Genomic DNA, 17,872 nt, shown 5'->3' with positions numbered 1-17,872 from the left:
CTGCGATTCTTCTGCACGCGATTCCCCCTGGCTGCGATCATTCGAGACACTGGACGAAATAGCGGGCACGGGCGGAGCCGTTCAGCGCGGCCGAGCACGACGGCCGGCCGTTGCAGCACGAGCCGATGCCGGCGGGCGGACAGGACACGGGCTGGCAACCGTCACCGTCCTCGCCGCCGGTGCCGACGCACTGCGAGTAGCCGGTGTAGCCGGCCACCGAGAACGGCGCCTGGATGGTGCACACGAGGTCGATGTTGCCGTTCGGGCGGTTGATGGTGACGCCGCAGCCGGCCGGGCCGGACTGCGACACCTGGCCGCCCGGCCACTCGGCGGAGTCGAACGGGCCGCCGTGGTTGCTGTCGACGGTGAAGGTGAACGTCTGGTTGCCGCAGCTGCAGCGGCCGTTCGGTGCACAGCGGCCGCTGGCGCAGTCGGTGCCCGCCTGGCAGGTGCCGCCGAGCCCGCACGCCGGGCACGACGGCCCGCCGCAGTCGACGTCGGTCTCGGTGCCGTTCTTCGCACCGTCGGTGCACGTCGGCGGCTGGCAGGTCCCGGCGGTGCAGATGCCGCTGACGCAATCGCTCGGCGCGTGACAGCCGAGACCGTTGGCGCAGCGCACGCAGTTCGGCGCGGAGCCGCCGCAGTCGACGTCGGTCTCGGCGCCGTTGGCGACGCCGTCGGCGCAGTTCGGCACGCGGCAGAAGCCGCCGCTGCAGACGCCGCTCGGGCACTCGGCGCCCGTCGAGCAGGGCGGCTGGCAGATGCCGCCCGAGCAGCCGCCGACGAGGCAGTCGGTGCCGAGGAAGCAGCCCTGGCCGGTGGCGCAGCCGGGGCAGCTGCCGCCGCCGCAGTCGGTGCCGGTCTCGGCGCCGTTGTGGACGCCGTCGAAGCACGTCGGCGCCTGACAGACGCTCGCCAGGCAGACGCCGCTCGGACACTGCGTCCCGGAGGTGCAGGCCGGCGTCAGGTCGGCGAAGATCGAGTAGTACTGCCCGTTGCGCGACACCTCGAGACCCGAGAGCGAGAGGCCGACGAACTCCGGCAGCGGGAAGCTCTCGAGCGCGCCGGCGATGTCGGGCAGGAACGACGCCATCACGCCGGGGATGAACGCCTGGAGCGCCGCCTCGGCGACGCCGAGCGGATTGGAGAGCAACGCGACCACGACGTCGGTCGCCTGCGGCGGCGTCAGCACGAAGCCGATGCCGCCCGGTTGGAACGCCAGCTCGAGCCCGAGCCGCGTGTCGACCGCGAGCTCGAGGTGGATCGTCTCCGTGGGCAGGCCCGCGTCCTGCACGAACTCGACGCGCACCTGCGCCATGCGCAGCTCGCCGAGCTCGCCCGTCGGGCCGGAGGCGCCGGTCAGGATCGGCGCGAGCGTCGGGGCGACGCGGATGGTGAGCGGCGTCGCCGGGGGCAGCGTCGCGAACGGCGGGAACGCCGCCGCCAGCAGTCCGGCGCTGACGGGCACGGGCCCGCCCCCGAGGTCGATCGTCGTGACCGCGGTCTGCAGGAGCCCGCTCTCGATCTGCGAGCGCAGCAGCTGGTTGAAGCCCGACGTCGAGATCGCCAGCCCGAGGCCGTACGGCAGGTGCTGCACGGGCGTCGTCGCGGCGAAGGCGGGGAACGGCTCGGCCACGTGATAGGTGGCCGTCAGGCTCGGCGCCGACGGATGCCGCACGAGCGTCGTCGCGGTGAGGTTCGCGGCGAGCGTGATGCCCGCGGGATCCTCCACGATCGACGTGAACGGCGCGTAGAGGTCGATGCCGAGGCCGCTGCCGACGGGGCCGGCGATGTCGATGCCCGCCAGCGCGGTCTCGATCGCGCCGGCGATCGGCGTGTTGCCGTTCGCGTCGACCTGGTTGAGGAAGGTCTGCATGCCGTCGGCGAAGAGCGCGCCGACGTCGCCGATGGCGCTGCCGATGAGCGACTCGGTGAGCGCGCCGAAGAGGCCGCTGCAATCGGTCTGGTAGGTCGTGCCGCTCGCCTGCACGGCGACGGGGCCTACCTGGCTCACGTCCACCTTCGTCGGCTGCGAGGCCAGCGGGGAGAGGTCGTAGTCGCCGAAGATCGTGATCGTCGGCACGGTGAGGTGCAGCTCGCAGTGGATCGGGATGCCGCTCGCGCTGTCGATGTTCACCGTGACGCGCAGGTCGTGGATGGTGATGTCGCCGTCGATGGCGTTGGTCTGCGAGTCGAGCGCGATGCCGACGGGACCGATCTGGGGCGGCGGGGTGCCGCTGATCGAGACGTCGACCGAGCCGAAGCAGAGGCTGCCGAGCGGCGCGTAGCAGTAGTCCTGCATGACCGGCGTGCCGGGGGTGACGAGCGTCGACGGATCGATCGCGACCAACGTCGTCGCCATCGGCTCGATGGCGTCGAGACCGCGGTCGTTCAGGCGCAGGCCGACGCCGTTCGGCGACGGGCTGCCCGCGGGGATCGACACGCCGCGGATGACCACGACGCGATCGAAGGCGGTGCGGCCGTCGTGGTTGCGCACGAGACGGGCATGGATCGGGTTGAAGACGGCGGCCGCGGAGAGCGGCACGCTGGTGGCGAACGTGCCGCCCGGCTGGAGCGTCACGGGCGCGCCGTTGATCGTCAGCGCGGCGCCGGCCGGGCCGACGCCCGTCGTGTGGCCGGTGACGCCCACCGAGCCCGCGCCCGAGAAGACGCCGTGCACCGGCGCGTCGATCGTCACCGTGAACGGCACGCAGGCGGGGCAGCTGCCGCCGCCGCAGTCGACGTCGGTCTCGGCGCCGTTGCGAATGCCGTCGGCACACGTGGGGACCTGGCAGACGCCGCCCAGACACACGCCGCTCGCGCAGTCGGCGGGCACGGTGCAGCCGCCGCCCGGGTTGCACGGCGGACACGGACCGCCGCAATCGACGCCCGTCTCGGCGCCGCTCTGGAGGCCGTCGGTGCAGCTCGGGACCTGACAGACGCCGGCGGTGCAGATGCCGCTCAGGCAGTCCGTCGGCCCGCTGCAGCCCTGGCCGGTGGGGCACGCGCCACACTCACCGCCGCCGCAGTCGATGCCGGTCTCGTTGCCGTTGCGCGTGCCGTCGGTGCAGTTCGGGCACGGCATGGCGACGCCCTTCTTGAGGATCAGCTTGGTCGTGGCGCCGCTGGCGCGGTGGATGACGCGGCTGCCGAGGGACCCGCGATAGAGCGAGCACATGCGATGCCGCGAGCCGTTGCCGGCGTTGTCGATGGTGAGGACGGTGTAGACGCCGCCGCTCCCCGGCGCGGCGCCGATGTCGAGGCCGCCGAGCCCGGCGCCGAGGAGCTTCGCGAGCTTGCCCTGCTTGATGGTCGCCGCCTTCACCGGCGACGGTCCGTTCGGCGCGAGCCCGTTCTTGTAGGTCGCGACGCTGCCGCTGTTGCCGAACCACGGCGCGGGCATCGCCAGCACGCCCTTGTTGGCGGGCTGGTCGGCGTACCAGATCTCGAGGCGCCCGCTCAGCTCGCTCGCACCGCTGCTCGGTCCGAACTGGATGCCTGCGCCCTTCTGCAACGACTTGACGAGCTGCCGGCCCGTCGTCGTGCGGCTGATCGAAACGCTCTGGCCAGTGACGCCGGCGTCACCGGCGAGCGCCCCGGGTGCCGCGACCGCGCTTCCCAGCGCGACCAGGGCTGCGAGAAGGATCCGCCCGACCATTCACATCGCCTCGGGCCCCGGATTCGAGCGCGGCCGCGCCCGGTGGGGCGGCGCGGGTCTACCAAGTGGGGTACGGGATCCGCAAGCAATTTCGCACCTCCCACACAAACGCCCGTTTGTGCAGGCGCCGCAGCCGGTGGGTGCGCCCGGAGCGGGCTCAGCCCGCCCGGCGCCCCGCGCCGGCGGCGACGAACTGCGTGGTCGTGCGCTCCAGCTTGTCGCTGAGGATACGCGTGAGGTTCAGGAACACCTTGGACGCGATGCGCGGGTAGCGGCGTTGGATGCGCTCGAGGAATCGCTGGTCGACGGCCAGGACCTCGACCTCGCCGTCGGCGACGACGTCGGCCGTGCGCTCGTTGTGCCGCACGAGGCCCATCTCGCCGAAGACGTCGCCCCGGGCCAGCTCGGCGACGCGCCGGCGCTCGGGATCGCCGGCCCAGACCTCGGCGCGGCCGTTCAGGAGCACGAACATCGCGTCGCCCTCCTCGCCGCGCCGCACGATCGGCTCGCCGGGCCGGTAGCGGCGCAGGTCGCCCATCAGCACGACGACGCGCGCCTGCGACGGCCGCAGCCCGCCGAAGAGCGGGATCGTGCGGGCCGGGTCCTCGCCGAGCTTCACGCCGACGAGGTCCCAGAGCGTGATGATCTTGAACGTGGCGAGCAGCGCCGGCAGCAGCACCAGGTTCGCGACCAGCGCCGCGCCCAGCGTCACGCTCGAGAGCACGCCGAAGTTCTGGATGGGCACGAAGTTCGAGAAGGCGAAGGTGAGGAAGCCGAGGAGCAGCGCGACGCTCGTCGACACGATCGGCACGCCCACCGACGTGAGCGTACGTGCGATCGCCGCCGCCTGGTCGGTCTCGCCGCGCAGCTCACGGTTGAGCCGCGCCATGTAGTGGATGGTGTTGTCGATCGCGATGCCGAGCGTGATGGCGGCGATGAGGCTCGTGCCCTGGTTCAGCAGGATGCCGAGCCAGCCCATGACGCCGAAGAAGAGGACGATCGGCAACACGTTCGGCAGGATCGCCAGCGCGCCGATGCGCACCGACAGGAACATCACCGACATGACGACGAAGATCGTGCCGAGCGCGATGGCGAGGCTCTCGACCTGGCCCTGTACGATCGCCGACGTCGTGCCGGTCATGAGGACGAGGCTGCCGGTCAGGTGGACCTGGAACTCGGCGGGAAAATGTTGCGCGACGAAGGCACGGATCTTCGCGAGCGTCGCCTCCACGGCGCGCGAGCCCGAGAGGCTCGTGCGTACGAGGATGCTGGTGCTCGCGAAATCCGGCGTGACGACGCTCTTGAAGGTGTCGGGCGTCTGCCGCACCAGCTTCAGCGCCGGCTCGAGCATCGCCGGGTCTTCCCAGAACGACTTCGGTTTCTCCGCCGGCTTGATCTGTCCGTGCTCGTCGACGACGAGGTCGTTGCCGGCGGTCGACGCGAGCCCTGCGTCGAGCAGCTCCAGGTAGTCGACGAGCGAGATGGACGAGCTGATCCCCGGCAGCGTCCGCAGGTACGTCTGGAGCTCGTTCACGAGCCACAGGCTCTGCCAGCGCGCCATGGACCCGGAGCCGTTGCCCTCGATCACGATGTAGAAGGGGTTCGAGCCGACGATGTCGTGGTTGATGACCTCGTTGGCCTGCCGCACGCTCGAGCTCGGCGTGAAGTAGTTGAGGAAGTCCGAGTCGACCTGGATGCGACGCATGCCGGCGAGCGCCACGACCGTCACGACCAGCGCGCCGACGGCGATCGCGCGCCGCGAGCACGAGACGACGCGCGCGACGCGCGTCAGCACGGCGACCAGCGCGGGCGAGCCGTCGGCGGCGCGCGCGGCGGCACGCTCCGTCGGCACGAGCGCCAGCACGGCCGGCACGAAGAACAGGCACACGATCAGCAGGAAGACGGCGCCGACGACGGAAAACAGGCCGAACTCCCAGATCGCCGGGATGCGGTTCACCATGAGGGCGCCGAAGCCGATCGTCGTGGTGAGGACCGAGATCGACAGCGGCATGGCGACCTGGCGCAACGCCTCCTGCACCACCTCGCTGCGCGGCCGGCCGCGCTCCGCCTGCTCGTAGTACCGCGCCATCACGTGGATGGCGTACGAGCTGCCGATCACCAGGATCAGCGGCGGCAGCACGAAGGTGCCGAGCGAGATCGCGTGCCCGGTGGCGACCATCACCCCGAGCGTCCACACGAGCGCCATGCAGACGGCCGCGAGCGGCAGCAGGACGCCGCGCTTGGTGCGGAACGAGAGCCAGAAGACGAGGACGATGAGGCCGAGCGCGAGGGGCGTGAAGCGCAGGAGATCGCCGCGCATGAGCGCCACCGCCTCGGCCTTCACGTGGGCCGCGCCGGTGAAGTACCAGCGCTCGGGTCCCTGCTCCGCCGCGAGGATCTCGTCGATCCGGTGGTCGAGGCCGTTGGCGAGGTACTGGGCGTCGGTCATGGGCGCGAAGAACACGTTGATGGCGGCGCCCTTCGCGTTCGGCGCGATCAGGTTCTCGCGATACAGCGGCATGGCGAGGAGCTTCGCCTGGAGCGCGGCGACGTCCTCGGGCGTCGGCGGCAGGCGCGGCAGCAGCGGCGGGGGCGTGAAGACGTCGGCGGCGATGTCCTTCGCGTTCGTGATGCTCAGCACCGACTCGACGCCCGGCAGCTTGCCGATGGCGGTGGTGACGCGGCCGATCTTCTCGAGCGTCGCCGGCGCGAAGACGTCGGCGGCGACGACGCCGACCACCCCGACGTCGTCGCCGCCGAAGCGCTGCCGCACCTGGTCGTAGAAGGCGACCTGCGGATCGCCAGCGGGGAGCACGCTCTCGAGCGAGCTTTCGATGCGGATGCGGGCCGCGAACGACCCGAGGACAACCGTGAGCACGAGGACCGCGGCGACCACCCGCCGGGGATGCGCCACGATCCAGCTTGCCAGCCGGTCCATGTCGCGGCGGACTATAGCGGAGGACGCCCAGCCGACGCACACGGTGCGCCTTGCATGCCCCCGGCCGCCCCCGGACAACCGCCGTCGTGCCCCGCGTGTCCGTCCTCCTCCCCGCGCGCGATGCCGCCGCCACACTTCCGGCCGCGCTCGCGAGCCTGCGCCGGCAGACGTGCACGGACTGGGAGTGCGTCGTGGTCGACGACGGCTCGACCGACGGGACGGCCGCGTGCGCCGCCGGCGACGCGCGCGTCGTCGTCCTGCGCACCCCGGCCCGCGGCCTCGTGGCCGCGCTCGCGACCGGGCTCGCCGCGTGCCGGGGGGAGCTCGTCGCGCGCTTCGACGCCGACGACCTCATGCGCCGCGACCGCATCGCGCGTCAGGTGGCGGCGCTCGACGCCGACCCGGGCCTGGCCGGCGTCGGCGCCTGGGTGCGCTTCTTTCCGCGCCGGGCGATGAGCGACGGCCTGCGCGCGTACGAGGCCTGGCTGAACGGTATCGACGGCCCGGCCGCCGTACGGGCCGAGGCCTACGTCGAGTGCCCGCTCGCGCATCCCACCTGGATGCTCCGCCGCCCCGTCCTCGCTGCGTTCGGCTGGCGCGCCTGCGCCTGGCCGGAGGACTGGGACCTCGTGCTGCGTCTCCTCGCCGCGGGCCATCGCCTCGGCGTCGTGCCGCGCCGCCTGCTCGCCTGGCGCGACCACCCGGCGCGGCTCACCCGCACGCACCCCGCCTACACCCCGGCGGCCCTCACCGCCTGCCGCGCCCACTTCCTCGCCACCGGCTTCCTCGCCGCGAGCCCGCGCTACCACCTGTGGGGCTACGGCGGCACGGGCCGCGCCCTGCGCGCCGCGCTGGCTGCGCACGGCCGCACGCCGGCCGCGATCGTGGAGCTGCATCCGGGGCGCCTCGGCCAGCGTATCCACGGCGCCCCCGTGGTGGCTCCCCCGGCGCTGGCGACGCTGCCGCGCCTGCCGCTGGTGGCGTCGGTGGCGGGACCGGCGGCGCGCGCCGAGATCCGCGCGTTCTGCATCGCGCAGGGATGGTGCGAGGGGACCGACTTCGTCTGCGCCGCGTGAGCATCACGGCGACGCCCGCTATGCTGCCGGTCGTGATCGCCTCCGCCGGCCGGGCGATGCCGTGGCTCTGGATCGCGGCCGCGCTCCCGCGTCGTCGTCGCCGAGCCCACGGCGAGCGGATGGTTCGCGGTGCCGGTGCGCATCGTGCGCTGGGACGTCCTGCGCGAGTGAGCGAGACGGCCTCGCCCGACGCTGCGCGGCATGGCGTCCGCGCGGTCGTATCGGGAAGTTCCTTATGGACGCTCCCGCACACCCGTTGCTACGACCGTCGACGTGGAGTGCCCGCCCCGACGGCGGGCGATCGAAGAAGGGGGACCCCGTGAAAAGTTGGATTCGGTCCGTCGCGGCGGTGCTCGCCGCGCTCGCCGCCTCGCCGGCGATCGCCGCGGACATCGCGCGCTACATCCTGCCGCCCGGCAACTTCGGCGGCGTGCCGTTCACCGTGAACTCCACGGACCAGCTGGCGCTGTACGCCGGCCTCACGCCGCTGCGTGACAACATCACCAGGGCGGACATCGACCAGTACTTCCTGCCCGAGGACTTCTCCCCGATCGGCGCGACGCACGTCGAGAACACGGGCCGCCCCGGGCTGACGCTGATCTACGACGCCTGGGGCATCCCGCACGTCTACGGCGAGACGCGCTACGACGTCTCCTTCGGCGCCGGCTGGACGACCGCGCGCGACCGTGGGCTGCTGATCCAGCTCGGCCGCGGCCCGGCGCGTGTCGCCGTCGCCGACGTCCCCAACATCGACGCCTTCGGCCTCGTGACGAGCCTGCAGACGTTCACGCCGAGCCCGGAGGCCGAGGCGCTCGTCACCGCGCAGCGCAAGCTGCTGCTCGACGTGTACGGCGCGAAGGGCCAGGAGATCCTCGACGACGCACAGGCGTACGCCGACGGCATCAACGCCTACTGGGCCGCCAACGGCATCTCCGAGCCGACGGCGACCGTGAACGACGTCATCGCGGTGACCGCGTTCATCGGCTCGATCTTCGGCGCCGGCGGCGGCGGCGAGGCGGCCAACGCCGATCTGCTCGCGCGGCTCCAGCAGCAGCTCGGCGACGAGGTCGGCCACAAGGCCTGGGAAGACGTGATGCTGGCCGACGACCCCGAGGCGCCGACCACGATCAAGAAGCGCTTCAAGTACGGCCCGCTGACGGGCGGTCCGGTGAGCGGCTCCGTGGTGCTCGACGCCGGCTCCATCCAGAGCGTCAACCCGCGCGTACCGGCCGCGACGGCTGCCGCCGCGCCGGCGCGCCTGCGCGCGTCGAACTTCCTCGTCACCGCCCGCTCGCGCTCCGCGAACAAGCACACGCTCGCGGTGATGGGCCCGCAGCTCGGCTACTACTACCCGGAGATCGTGCAGCAGATCGATCTCCACGGCCCCGGCTTCCAGGCGCAGGGCGCCGCCGTCCCCGGCCTGGCGATGTACATCCTCATCGGGCGCACGCCGAACTACGCGTGGAGCCTCACGTCGGCGGGGCACGACGTGCGCGACGTCTTCGTCGAGGAGCTCTGCGTGCCCGGCGGCGGCGCACCGACGCGTGCCACCAAGTCCTACCTCTTCAACGGCGAGTGTCGGGCGATGGAGACCTTCAACGCCGGCCGCCTCGGCACCAACGACCTCGTCTACAACCTCACGGTGCACGGGCCGGTGTTCGCGACCGCCACCGTCGGGGGCAAGCCGGTGGCGCTCTCGCGCAAGCGCTCGACCTTCGGCCGCGACGTGCTGAACCTCGCCGCCCTGAAGGACATGACCGAGGGTAAGGCGCGCACCCCGTCGCGCTTCTACCGGGTCGCGAACCAGTTCGGCTTCACGTTCAACTGGGCGTATGTCTCGCGGCGCGCGACGGCGTACTTCAGCTCCGGCTACCTGCCGATCCGCGCCAAAGGCCTCGATCGCCGGCTGCCGACGCTCGGCACCGGCCAGTACGAGTGGGGCAAGAAGTTCCTCAGCCGCGGGCGGCATCCGCACGCGACGTCGGGCCCCGAGGGGCTTCTCCTCAACTGGAACAACCGCTCGGCCCCCGGCTTCATGCACGGCGACGACGAGCCCTACGGCTCGGTGCAGCGGGTGGAGAACTTCGACAAGTGGCCGGAGCGCGTCGCGATCACGGACAACGTCGGCATCATGAACCGCGCCGCGACCGAGGACGTGAAGTCGTCGGCATGGCCGGTCGTCAGCCGCGTGCTGCGCACGGGCCCCGCGCCGACGCCGCGCGACCAGGAGATCCTGGATCTCATGGACGACTGGATCGCGCGTGACGCCCCCCGCATGGACGTCGACGGCGACCTCCTCTGGGACGAGGCCGGCCCCGTCATCATGGACGCGATCTGGCGTCCGATCGCCGACGCGGTGATGTCGCCGGTCTTCGGGCCGCTGATCCCGAACCTCGACAACGTCCGCAACCTCGACGGCCTCGAGGGCGCGTCCTACGTCGACAAGGATCTGCGCAAGCTGATGAAGGAGCTCGTGATCGGGCCCTTCCACCTGTCCTACTGCGGCGGCGGTGATCTCGACACCTGCCGCAACGCCATCTGGCAGGCTATCCACAACGCCGCGAACGCCACGGCGACACAGCTCGGCCAGCCCGAGCCGTCGCTCTGGCGCCGCAACGCGCAGCGCACGGGCTTCAGCCCGGGCCTCCTGCCCAACACCTTCCCGACCACGAACCGGCCGACGTTCCAGCAGGTCCTGGACTTCGAGCCGAAGTGACCGGCACGGCCGGCGTTCGCTCTTCTGCGGCGAACGCCGGCCCGCCGCGGTCCGCGACGCCGCACCGACCACCCTTGTCCGCTCCCGCGGGATCGGGCTACCTGTGCCGGTCCGCGACCTCCATGCCGGCGGTCGCCGCGAGGAGTTCCCATGCGAGCCGTCGTCGTCGATCAGTGGATGGAGCCGTCCGCGCTCCGCGTCTCCGAGCTGCCGTCGAAGCCCTGCGGCAGTGGGCAGCTGCGCGTCGCCGTGAAGGCCGCGGGCTGCAACTTCTTCGACATCCTCATGGTGCGCGGCCAGTACCAGATGAAGCCGCCGTTCCCGTTCGTACCCGGCGCGGAGCTGGCGGGCGAGGTCATCGAGGTCGGGCCCGGCGTCGAGGGGTTCCGGGTCGGCGATCGCGTGCTCGCGTCGGCCGGGCTCGGGGGCTTCGCGGACGAGGCGGTGATCCCCGCGGTCGCCGCGTACGCGATGCCCGGCGGCATGTCGTACGCGGCGGGGGCGGCGTTCCCGATCGTCTACCCGACGTCGTACGCGGCGCTCGTCTTGCGCACCACGCTGAAGCCGGGCGAGACGCTGCTCGTGCACGCCGCCGCCGGCGGCGTCGGCATCGCCGCGGTGCAGATCGGCAAGGCGCTCGGCGCCCGGGTGATCGGCACCGCGGGCGGGCCGGAGAAGCTGGAGGTCGTACGCCGGGTCGGCGCCGACGTCGCCATCGACTATCGCGCCGACGACTGGGCCCTGCAGGTGAAGGAAGCGACCGGCGGCAACGGCGCCGACGTCATCTACGATCCCGTCGGCGGCGAGGTCACCGACCAGTCGCTGCGCTGCATCGCCTGGAACGGCCGCCTCCTCGTCATCGGCTTCGCCAGCGGGCACATCCCGGCGGTGAAGCTGAACCGCGTCCTGTTGAAGAACATCGCGCTGATCGGCCTCCACTGGGGCGCGCACCAGATGTACGAGCCGCAGCGCATCCCCGAGACCTTCGACGCCCTCTTCCGCCTCTACCGCGAGGGCCGGGTGGAGCCGGTGATCTGGAAGACGTTCGGGCTCGAGCATCTGCCCGCGGCGCTCGAGGCGCTGGGTTCGCGCCAGAGCTTCGGCAAGGTGATCGTGACGCCATGACCACCGCGCGCTTTCCCGAGGGCTTCGTCTGGGGCACCGCCACCGCCGCGCACCAGGTGGAAGGCGGCAACTGGAACAACGACTGGTGGCAGTGGGAGCACACGCCCGGCTCCCCCTGCAGCGAGCCGAGCGGCGACGCCTGCGACCACTTCCACCGCTACCCCGACGACGTCCGCCTCGCCGCCGCGCTCGGCTTCGGGGCCTATCGCTTCTCCGTCGAGTGGAGCCGCATCGAGCCCGAGCCGGGCGAGTTCTCCGTCGCCGCGCTCGACCACTACCGGCGCATGTGCGCGAGCTGCCTCGAGCACGGGCTGCGGCCGATCGTCACCTTCCACCACTTCACGACGCCGCGCTGGCTCGCGGCGCGCGGCGGCTGGATCGAGATCGACACCGCCCAGCGCTTCGCCGACTTCTGCGATCGCGTCATGCGCCACACCGGCGACCTCGTCGACCGTGCCTGCACGCTGAACGAGCCCAACATCGTCGCCACCTTCGGCTTCCAGTGGGGCGTGTTCCCGCCCGGCCAGCGCGACCGCGCGCTGCGCCTGCGCGCCAACGAGGTCTTCGTCGCCGCGCACCGTGCCGGTCGCGCCGCGATCAAGGCCGCACGCCCGGCGCTTCCGACGGGCCTCACGCTGGCGATGCAGGACCACCAGGCCATCCCCGGCGGCGAGACCGCCCGCGACGCCGAGCGCGCGGTGATGGAGGACGTCTACCTCGAAGCCGCGCGCGGCGACGACTTCATCGGCGTGCAGACCTACACGCGCATCCGCTTCGGGCCGGACGGGATGCTCGGGCCCGAGCCGGGCGTACCCGTCACGCAGATGGGCTACGAGTTCTGGCCGGAGGCGCTCGAGGCGACGATCCGGCGCGCCTGGCTGGTCGGCGAGGGCACGCCGCTGCTCGTCACCGAGAACGGCATCGGCACCGACGACGACGCGGCCCGCGTCTGCTACGTGCGCCGCGCCCTGCGCGGCGTGCTGGCGTGCCTCGCGGACGGCATCGCCGTCCAGGGCTACGTCTACTGGAGTCTGCTCGACAACTTCGAGTGGGTCTTCGGCTACCGCCCGACGTTCGGGATCGTCGCCGTGGATCGGACGACCCAGCTGCGGACGCCGAAGTCGAGCGCCCACTGGCTGGGAGCGATCGCCCGTGCCAACGCGGTCACGGACGATTGAAGAAGCTACTCGCTGCGAACCGGCGCGCCCATCAGCGTCAGGGCGTTGAACAGCAGGTCCCAGCTTCCTGCCGCGGCATAGGCCGTCAGCTCCTCGGGCGTACAGCGAAACGGCAGGTCCGGGTTCTCCCAGTATTCGATCGCCTCACCGTCGACGTACAGGCGATGGGCTACGGCTGCTGCGGTCTCCATTGTCGAGCCTCCTACCAGGGCGACGTATCCGCCACGGAATTCGTGTCGAACCGCACACCGCGGAAATTCCCGCAGAGGCGGACGGCGCCCGAGTTGACCAGGTGGACGATCGTCGCCACGACTTCCTCTTCGGAGCGGGCGGCTTCACCGACCGCCGTCACCAGATCGAGCAGCGTGACCTCGTGTCCCATCGCCATGATCTCCTCGTCCTCGCTACGCGGAAGTCAGCAATACGGGTGCCAGAAGGCCGGAATCGTCCCCGCGCGCGCGATTCCGGAACACGGGACACAAAATATGCCGAAAGTTCGTGCACCCGGCCGGTGCTGCCGCTCAGGGAGGCAGCCGGCGGGACGTCGTGCGCGCCGACGCAGTGTAACCGCCTTGGCACCTGGGTTGGCCACGTGCGACGCATGCGCGTAGCAGGCTGGTTGCGCGGTCGTTGCCACCCGTACCCCAAACGGCTGAGGGGCGTGGGGTGTGTCGTCGGGTAGGATCCGGACATGGTGCATTCAGAACGCTCGGAGGCATTGGTGGGGCGGAGCGAGGGGATGGCGCTGACGGCAGTCGGCGCGTGTGAGACGTGTGGCGTGACGTTCCTGGCACAGCCCGGACACGCGAGCAGCGTGCGCGAGATACTGCGCGTGCACCGCAACGTGTGCCCCGGCGGCGACCGCTCCACCGAGGTGGTCGCACCCGCGGAGACGCTTCCGCCGACGCTGCGTCGTAGCTAGCCTCCCGCGACGCTGGCGTCCTGCCGGTGTGCGGCGACGGCGGCCGCCCGCCGCGGGGGTCCGGTTGCACCCACCGGTTGCACCCACCGGGCCCATCGGGGATGTAACCGCGATGTCCACCCCGACCGGCCCCGCGTTGATGGAGAAGCTGGTCGCGCTGTGCAAGCGGCGCGGCTTCATCTTCCAGTGCTCCGAGATCTACGGCGGCATCAACGGCTTCTGGGACTACGGTCCGCTCGGCGTCGAGCTGAAGAACAACCTGCGCGACGCCTGGTGGGACGTCATGGTCCGCAACCCGCCGCCGGGACCGGACGGACGCGAGGTCGAGATCGTCGGGCTCGACTGCTCGATCATCTCGCACCCGAAGGTATGGGAAGCGAGCGGCCACGTCGGCGGCTTCGCCGACCCGATGCAGACCTGCCGGCATTGCAAGCGCCTCTTCCGCGCCGACCACGTCGACGAGCTGCTGGACGAGGCGCCGTGGGTGGCCGCCCTTCTGGAGCAGGCCGAGCCGGGCCCGAACCCCGGCACGTGGATCCCGCGCCGCGACGCCTTGAAGCGCTGGGCCGACACGCGCGGCAAAAAGCTCGCGCCGGGGCTCGCGCTCGTGCGCAAGCCCGCCGAGGTGACGGCGCTCCTCAACGAGGACGACGCCGTCGACGCCAAGACGCTGCTGCGCATCGTCGGCAGCGAGACCTACCTCGGCGGCGACGGTGCCCTCCCCTGCCCGAACTGCGGCGGCGACCTCACCGAGCCGCGGCAGTTCAACCTCATGTTCGAGACCTGGGTCGGCGCCGTGCGCGACGAGGAGAACAAGGCGTACCTGCGTCCCGAAACCGCGCAGGGGATGTTCTACAACTTCAAGAACGTCCTCGACTCGACGCGCGTGAAGGTGCCGTTCGGCATCTGTCAGGTCGGCCGCAGCTTCCGCAACGAGGTGACGCCGCGGAACTACATCTTCCGCTCGCGCGAGTTCGAGCAGATGGAGCTGGAGTTCTTCTGCCACCCATCCGAGGCGACGCGTTGGTACCAGTACTGGCGCGAGGAGCGGTACCGCTGGTGGTGCTCGCTCGGCCTCGCCGGCAGGAACCTGCGTCTCCGCGACCACGAGCAGGACGAGCTCGCGCACTATGCGAAGGACTCGGGCGGCTGCTGCGACGTCGAGTACGCCTTCCCCTTCGCAGGCGAGAAGGGCTTCACCGAGCTCGAGGGCATCGCCTACCGCTCGAACTACGACCTCACGCAGCATCAGAAGCACAGCGGCGTGAAGCTCGAGTACTTCGACCAGGAGAAGAACGAGCGCTACGTGCCGCACGTGATCGAGCCGGCGGCGGGCCTCACCCGCGGCCTCCTCGCCGTGCTCTGCGAGGCCTACACCGTCGACGAGAGCCGGCCGTCGCCCGAGCTGATGCGCTTCCACCCGAAGCTCGCGCCGATCAAGGCCGGCGTCTTCCCGCTCGTGAACAAGGAAGGGATGCCGGAGATCGCGGAGAAGATCTACCGCGACCTGCGCCGCCACGTCGGTCCCTGCCAGTTCGACGCCAAGCAGAGCATCGGCAAGCGCTACGCCCGCATGGACGAGGCCGGCACGCCCTTCTGCGTCACCGTCGACGGGCAGACCGTCGCCGACCAGACGGTCACGGTGCGCGACCGCGACACCGGCGCGCAGCAGCGCGTGGCCGCCGATCAGGTCGTCGCCTACGTCGCCGAGCGGGTCCGGTAGGCGTCGGCGCCGGCGGCAGGTTCCTCCGCGTCCCGGCGGGTTCCACCCGGATGCGCTCCGCCGGGCGTACCTCCGCGCAGGAGGTGCCCGCATGCGTTCCCCCCGGCACCTTGCTGCGTGGGCGCGATCAGCCCCAGCGTTGCCGCGCGAAGCGCCCCGCCAGCCATCCGCACACGACCAGCTGGAGCGGATGGTAGAGCATGATCGGCAGCAGGATGACGCCGAGCGCCGGGTCGGCGCCGAAGATGAGGCGCGCCATCGGCACGCCAGAGGCGAGCGTCTTCTTCGAGCCGCAGAACAGGCCCGCGATGCGGTCCGGCAGCTCGAAGCCGAGCGCCCCGGTCGCCGCCCAGGTGACGCCCATCACGACGGCCAGCAGCACGACGGAGAACCCCGCCGACGCCCCGAGCGTGACCGTCCCCGACGACCACACCCCCGCCTGCACCGAGTCGCAGAAGGACGTGTAGACGAGCAGCAGGATCGTCAGCCGGTCGACGACGCCGATCCGCGCCTTGTGGCGCGCCGCCAGCTCGCCCAGCCAGGGCCGCAGGAGCTGCCCGACGGCCAACGGCACGACGAGCCAGCGCACGAGGTCGAGCATCACCTCCGCGAGCGGCAGCGTCTGCCCCGCCTTGCCGAGCGCCAGCTCGAGCCAGAGCGGCGTCAAGACGATGCCGAGGAGGCTCGACAGCGTCGCGTTGAAGACCGCCGCGGGCACGTTGCCGCGCGCCGCCGCCGTCATCGCCACCGAGGACGATACGGTCGACGGCAGCGCGCACAGGTAGAAGAGGCCGACACGCAGGTCCGGGGTCACGCGGCTTCCGAGCAGGGCGAGCGCCAGGAGCCCGACCAGGGGGCAGAGCAGGAACGTCGCCAGCTGCACGACGAGGTGGAGCCGCCATTTCAGCGTCCCCGCCGCGAGCGCGCGCAGCGGCAGCCCGAGGCCGTGCAGGAAGAAGATCAGCGAGACCCCGAGCTTGTTCACGAGCTCGGGATGGAGCGACCCGCCGCTGGCTCCCGGCTCCGGATGGATCCACGCCAGCACGACGGCGACGACCATCCCGATCAGGAACCAGTCGACACGCGGCACCAGGCGGCTCCTACACACGTCGCGAGCCTGACGCACGGGGGGGCCGGCCGCGTCGCGGCGACGACGGGGCCGGCGGCGATCACGCGGGCTTCAGCGACGCCATGTCGATCACGAACCGGTACTTCACGTCGCTGCGCAGAAGCCGCGCGTAGGCCTGCTCGATGTCCTGCATGCGGATCATCTCGACGTCGGCGCGACGGCTGACGCGTCTGGTCTTGACGGTTCGGCGGCACGAGGTGAGCCTCCGGGCATGCGCACCGTCCTCCTCGCCGTCCTGCTGACGCTCGTCGCCGCCGCGGGTCCGGCCCCCGCCGCCACCCGGGCCGAGAACCCCTACCCCGGCTACCAGAGCGCCGTCTACGGCAACCCGGCCAACTGGCTCTGCCGCCCGGACACGGACGACGTCTGCGACCACGACCTCGACGCCAGCATCGTGAAGGCGAACGGCAAGGTGTCCGTCCAGCGCTGGAAGGCGGCGCGCAAGCCCAAGTTCGATTGCTTCTACGTCTACCCGACCATCTCGACCGACCCGACCGGCAACAGCGATCTGATCCCGGGCGCCGAGCAGGAGCTGTACGTCGTCCGCCAGCAGGCGGCGCGACTCGGCAGCGTGTGCCGCGTCTTCGCCCCGGTCTACCGCCAGGTCACGCTGACGGCGCTGATCTCCATCCTGGGCGGCAACCCGATCCCGTCCGATCAGGCGCTGGCCGCCGCCGACGTGCTCGACGCCTGGAAGCACTACATCGCCAACGACAACCAGGGACGCGGCGTGCTGCTGATCGGCCACTCGCAGGGCGCCGGCCAGCTGACGACGCTGCTCCAGAACGAGATCGACGCCAGCCCGCTCCTGCGCCGCCGGCTGGTGTCGGCCATGCTGCTCGGGACGAACTTCCAGGTGCCGATCGGAGCCGACGTCGGCGGCTCGCTCCAGAACATCCGGCTCTGCCGCCGCGACGCCGACGTCGGCTGCGTGATCACCTACTCGTCCTTCCGCGACGGCGCGCCGCCGCCGTCCAACAGCCTCTTCGGCCGCCCGCTCCAGCCCGGCTGGGAAGCCGCTTGTACGAATCCCGCCTCGCTGCGCGGCGGGACGCGCGCGCTCCACCCGTACCTGCCGCGGGACGGACGCTCGCTCCCGTCGCTCCCGACGCCGCCGCCGATCGAGTGGGTCGATCCGGCGCGCGGCGGCCCCATCACCACGCCCTTCGTCACGCTGCCGCGCTGGATGGAGGCGACCTGCAAGAAGCGCGACGGCTTCGTCTACCTCGCCATCGCGAGCACCGGCAACGACGCGCATCGGGTGGACGACCTGCGCGGCGCCGAGCTGACGCCGGACTGGGGGATGCACCTCGTCGACGTCAGCGTCGCGATGGGCGACCTGGTCGCGATCGCGAAGCGCCAGGGCCGCACCTGGTGCGCGGCGAACGGCTGCCGGCGCTGAGATCC

12 protein-coding genes and 1 pseudogene are annotated in these 17,872 nt (G+C 71.6%); 7 read left to right on the top strand and 6 right to left on the bottom strand.

Annotated elements, in window-relative coordinates; genetic code table 11:
• Positions 1-37: 37 nt before the first annotated feature.
• Entirely contained in the window at positions 38-3,658 is a 3,621-nt protein-coding gene (locus KIT14_05435) for a hypothetical protein (GenBank protein ID MCW5889977.1), read from the bottom strand.
• A 157-nt stretch (positions 3,659-3,815) separates the two neighbouring features.
• Entirely contained in the window at positions 3,816-6,596 is a 2,781-nt protein-coding gene (locus KIT14_05430) for an MMPL family transporter (GenBank protein MCW5889976.1), read from the bottom strand.
• Positions 6,597-6,682: 86 nt separating this feature from the next.
• Here KIT14_05430 and KIT14_05425 point away from each other — a divergent pair, with 86 nt between their 5' ends.
• The 4 genes from KIT14_05425 to KIT14_05410 all read left to right on the top strand — a co-directional run bounded on the left by KIT14_05425 (position 6,683) and on the right by KIT14_05410 (position 12,691).
• Positions 6,683-7,672 carry a glycosyltransferase gene (locus KIT14_05425; GenBank protein ID MCW5889975.1) on the top strand — a complete coding sequence of 330 codons (990 nt, stop codon included), beginning with the start codon at positions 6,683-6,685 and terminating at the stop codon, positions 7,670-7,672.
• A 319-nt stretch (positions 7,673-7,991) separates the two neighbouring features.
• On the top strand, positions 7,992-10,388 hold the full coding sequence (locus tag KIT14_05420) for a penicillin acylase family protein (GenBank protein ID MCW5889974.1): 2,397 nt from the start codon (positions 7,992-7,994) through the stop codon (positions 10,386-10,388).
• Between the two features lie 150 nt (positions 10,389-10,538).
• Positions 10,539-11,513, top strand: coding sequence for an NADPH:quinone oxidoreductase family protein (locus KIT14_05415; protein MCW5889973.1), 975 nt, complete (start codon positions 10,539-10,541; stop codon positions 11,511-11,513).
• Positions 11,510-12,691 (top strand): family 1 glycosylhydrolase, encoded by a 1,182-nt coding sequence (locus tag KIT14_05410; GenBank protein MCW5889972.1) that lies wholly within the window; start codon positions 11,510-11,512, stop codon positions 12,689-12,691. The genes KIT14_05415 and KIT14_05410 overlap by 4 nt, the downstream gene beginning before the upstream one ends.
• Positions 12,692-12,696: 5 nt before the next feature.
• On the opposite strand, the gene KIT14_05405 is transcribed toward KIT14_05410, so the two are convergent.
• Both KIT14_05405 and KIT14_05400 read right to left on the bottom strand, forming a co-directional pair.
• Positions 12,697-12,882 carry a hypothetical protein gene (locus tag KIT14_05405; protein ID MCW5889971.1) on the bottom strand — a complete coding sequence of 62 codons (186 nt, stop codon included), beginning with the start codon at positions 12,880-12,882 and terminating at the stop codon, positions 12,697-12,699.
• Between the two features lie 11 nt (positions 12,883-12,893).
• Positions 12,894-13,073, bottom strand: a complete 180-nt coding sequence (locus KIT14_05400; protein ID MCW5889970.1) for a hypothetical protein — start codon at positions 13,071-13,073, stop codon at positions 12,894-12,896.
• 357 nt (positions 13,074-13,430) lie between these two features.
• Between KIT14_05400 and KIT14_05395 the strand changes: the two genes are divergently transcribed.
• The gene (locus KIT14_05395) at positions 13,431-13,613 is read left to right on the top strand and encodes a hypothetical protein (GenBank protein MCW5889969.1); all 183 of its coding nucleotides are present in this window, start codon (positions 13,431-13,433) and stop codon (positions 13,611-13,613) included.
• 112 nt (positions 13,614-13,725) lie between these two features.
• On the top strand, positions 13,726-15,336 hold the full coding sequence (locus tag KIT14_05390) for a glycine--tRNA ligase (protein ID MCW5889968.1): 1,611 nt from the start codon (positions 13,726-13,728) through the stop codon (positions 15,334-15,336).
• Positions 15,337-15,463: 127 nt separating this feature from the next.
• Here KIT14_05390 and KIT14_05385 read toward each other — a convergent pair whose 3' ends face one another.
• Positions 15,464-16,429, bottom strand: a complete 966-nt coding sequence (locus tag KIT14_05385) for a bile acid:sodium symporter (protein MCW5889967.1) — start codon at positions 16,427-16,429, stop codon at positions 15,464-15,466.
• A 76-nt stretch (positions 16,430-16,505) separates the two neighbouring features.
• Positions 16,506-16,616: pseudogene (locus tag KIT14_05380) on the bottom strand (NAD(P)-dependent alcohol dehydrogenase).
• Positions 16,617-16,859: 243 nt separating this feature from the next.
• Between KIT14_05380 and KIT14_05375 the strand changes: the two are divergent.
• On the top strand, positions 16,860-17,867 hold the full coding sequence (locus KIT14_05375; GenBank protein ID MCW5889966.1) for a DUF3089 domain-containing protein: 1,008 nt from the start codon (positions 16,860-16,862) through the stop codon (positions 17,865-17,867).
• Positions 17,868-17,872: the final 5 nt, after the last annotated feature.

The sequence above is a fragment of the bacterium genome (assembly GCA_026129405.1).
GTDB lineage: Bacteria > Desulfobacterota > Binatia > DP-6 > DP-6 > JAHCID01.
Note: the sequence above shows the minus strand (reverse complement) of the source record. Positions and strands in the feature narration are given on the sequence as shown.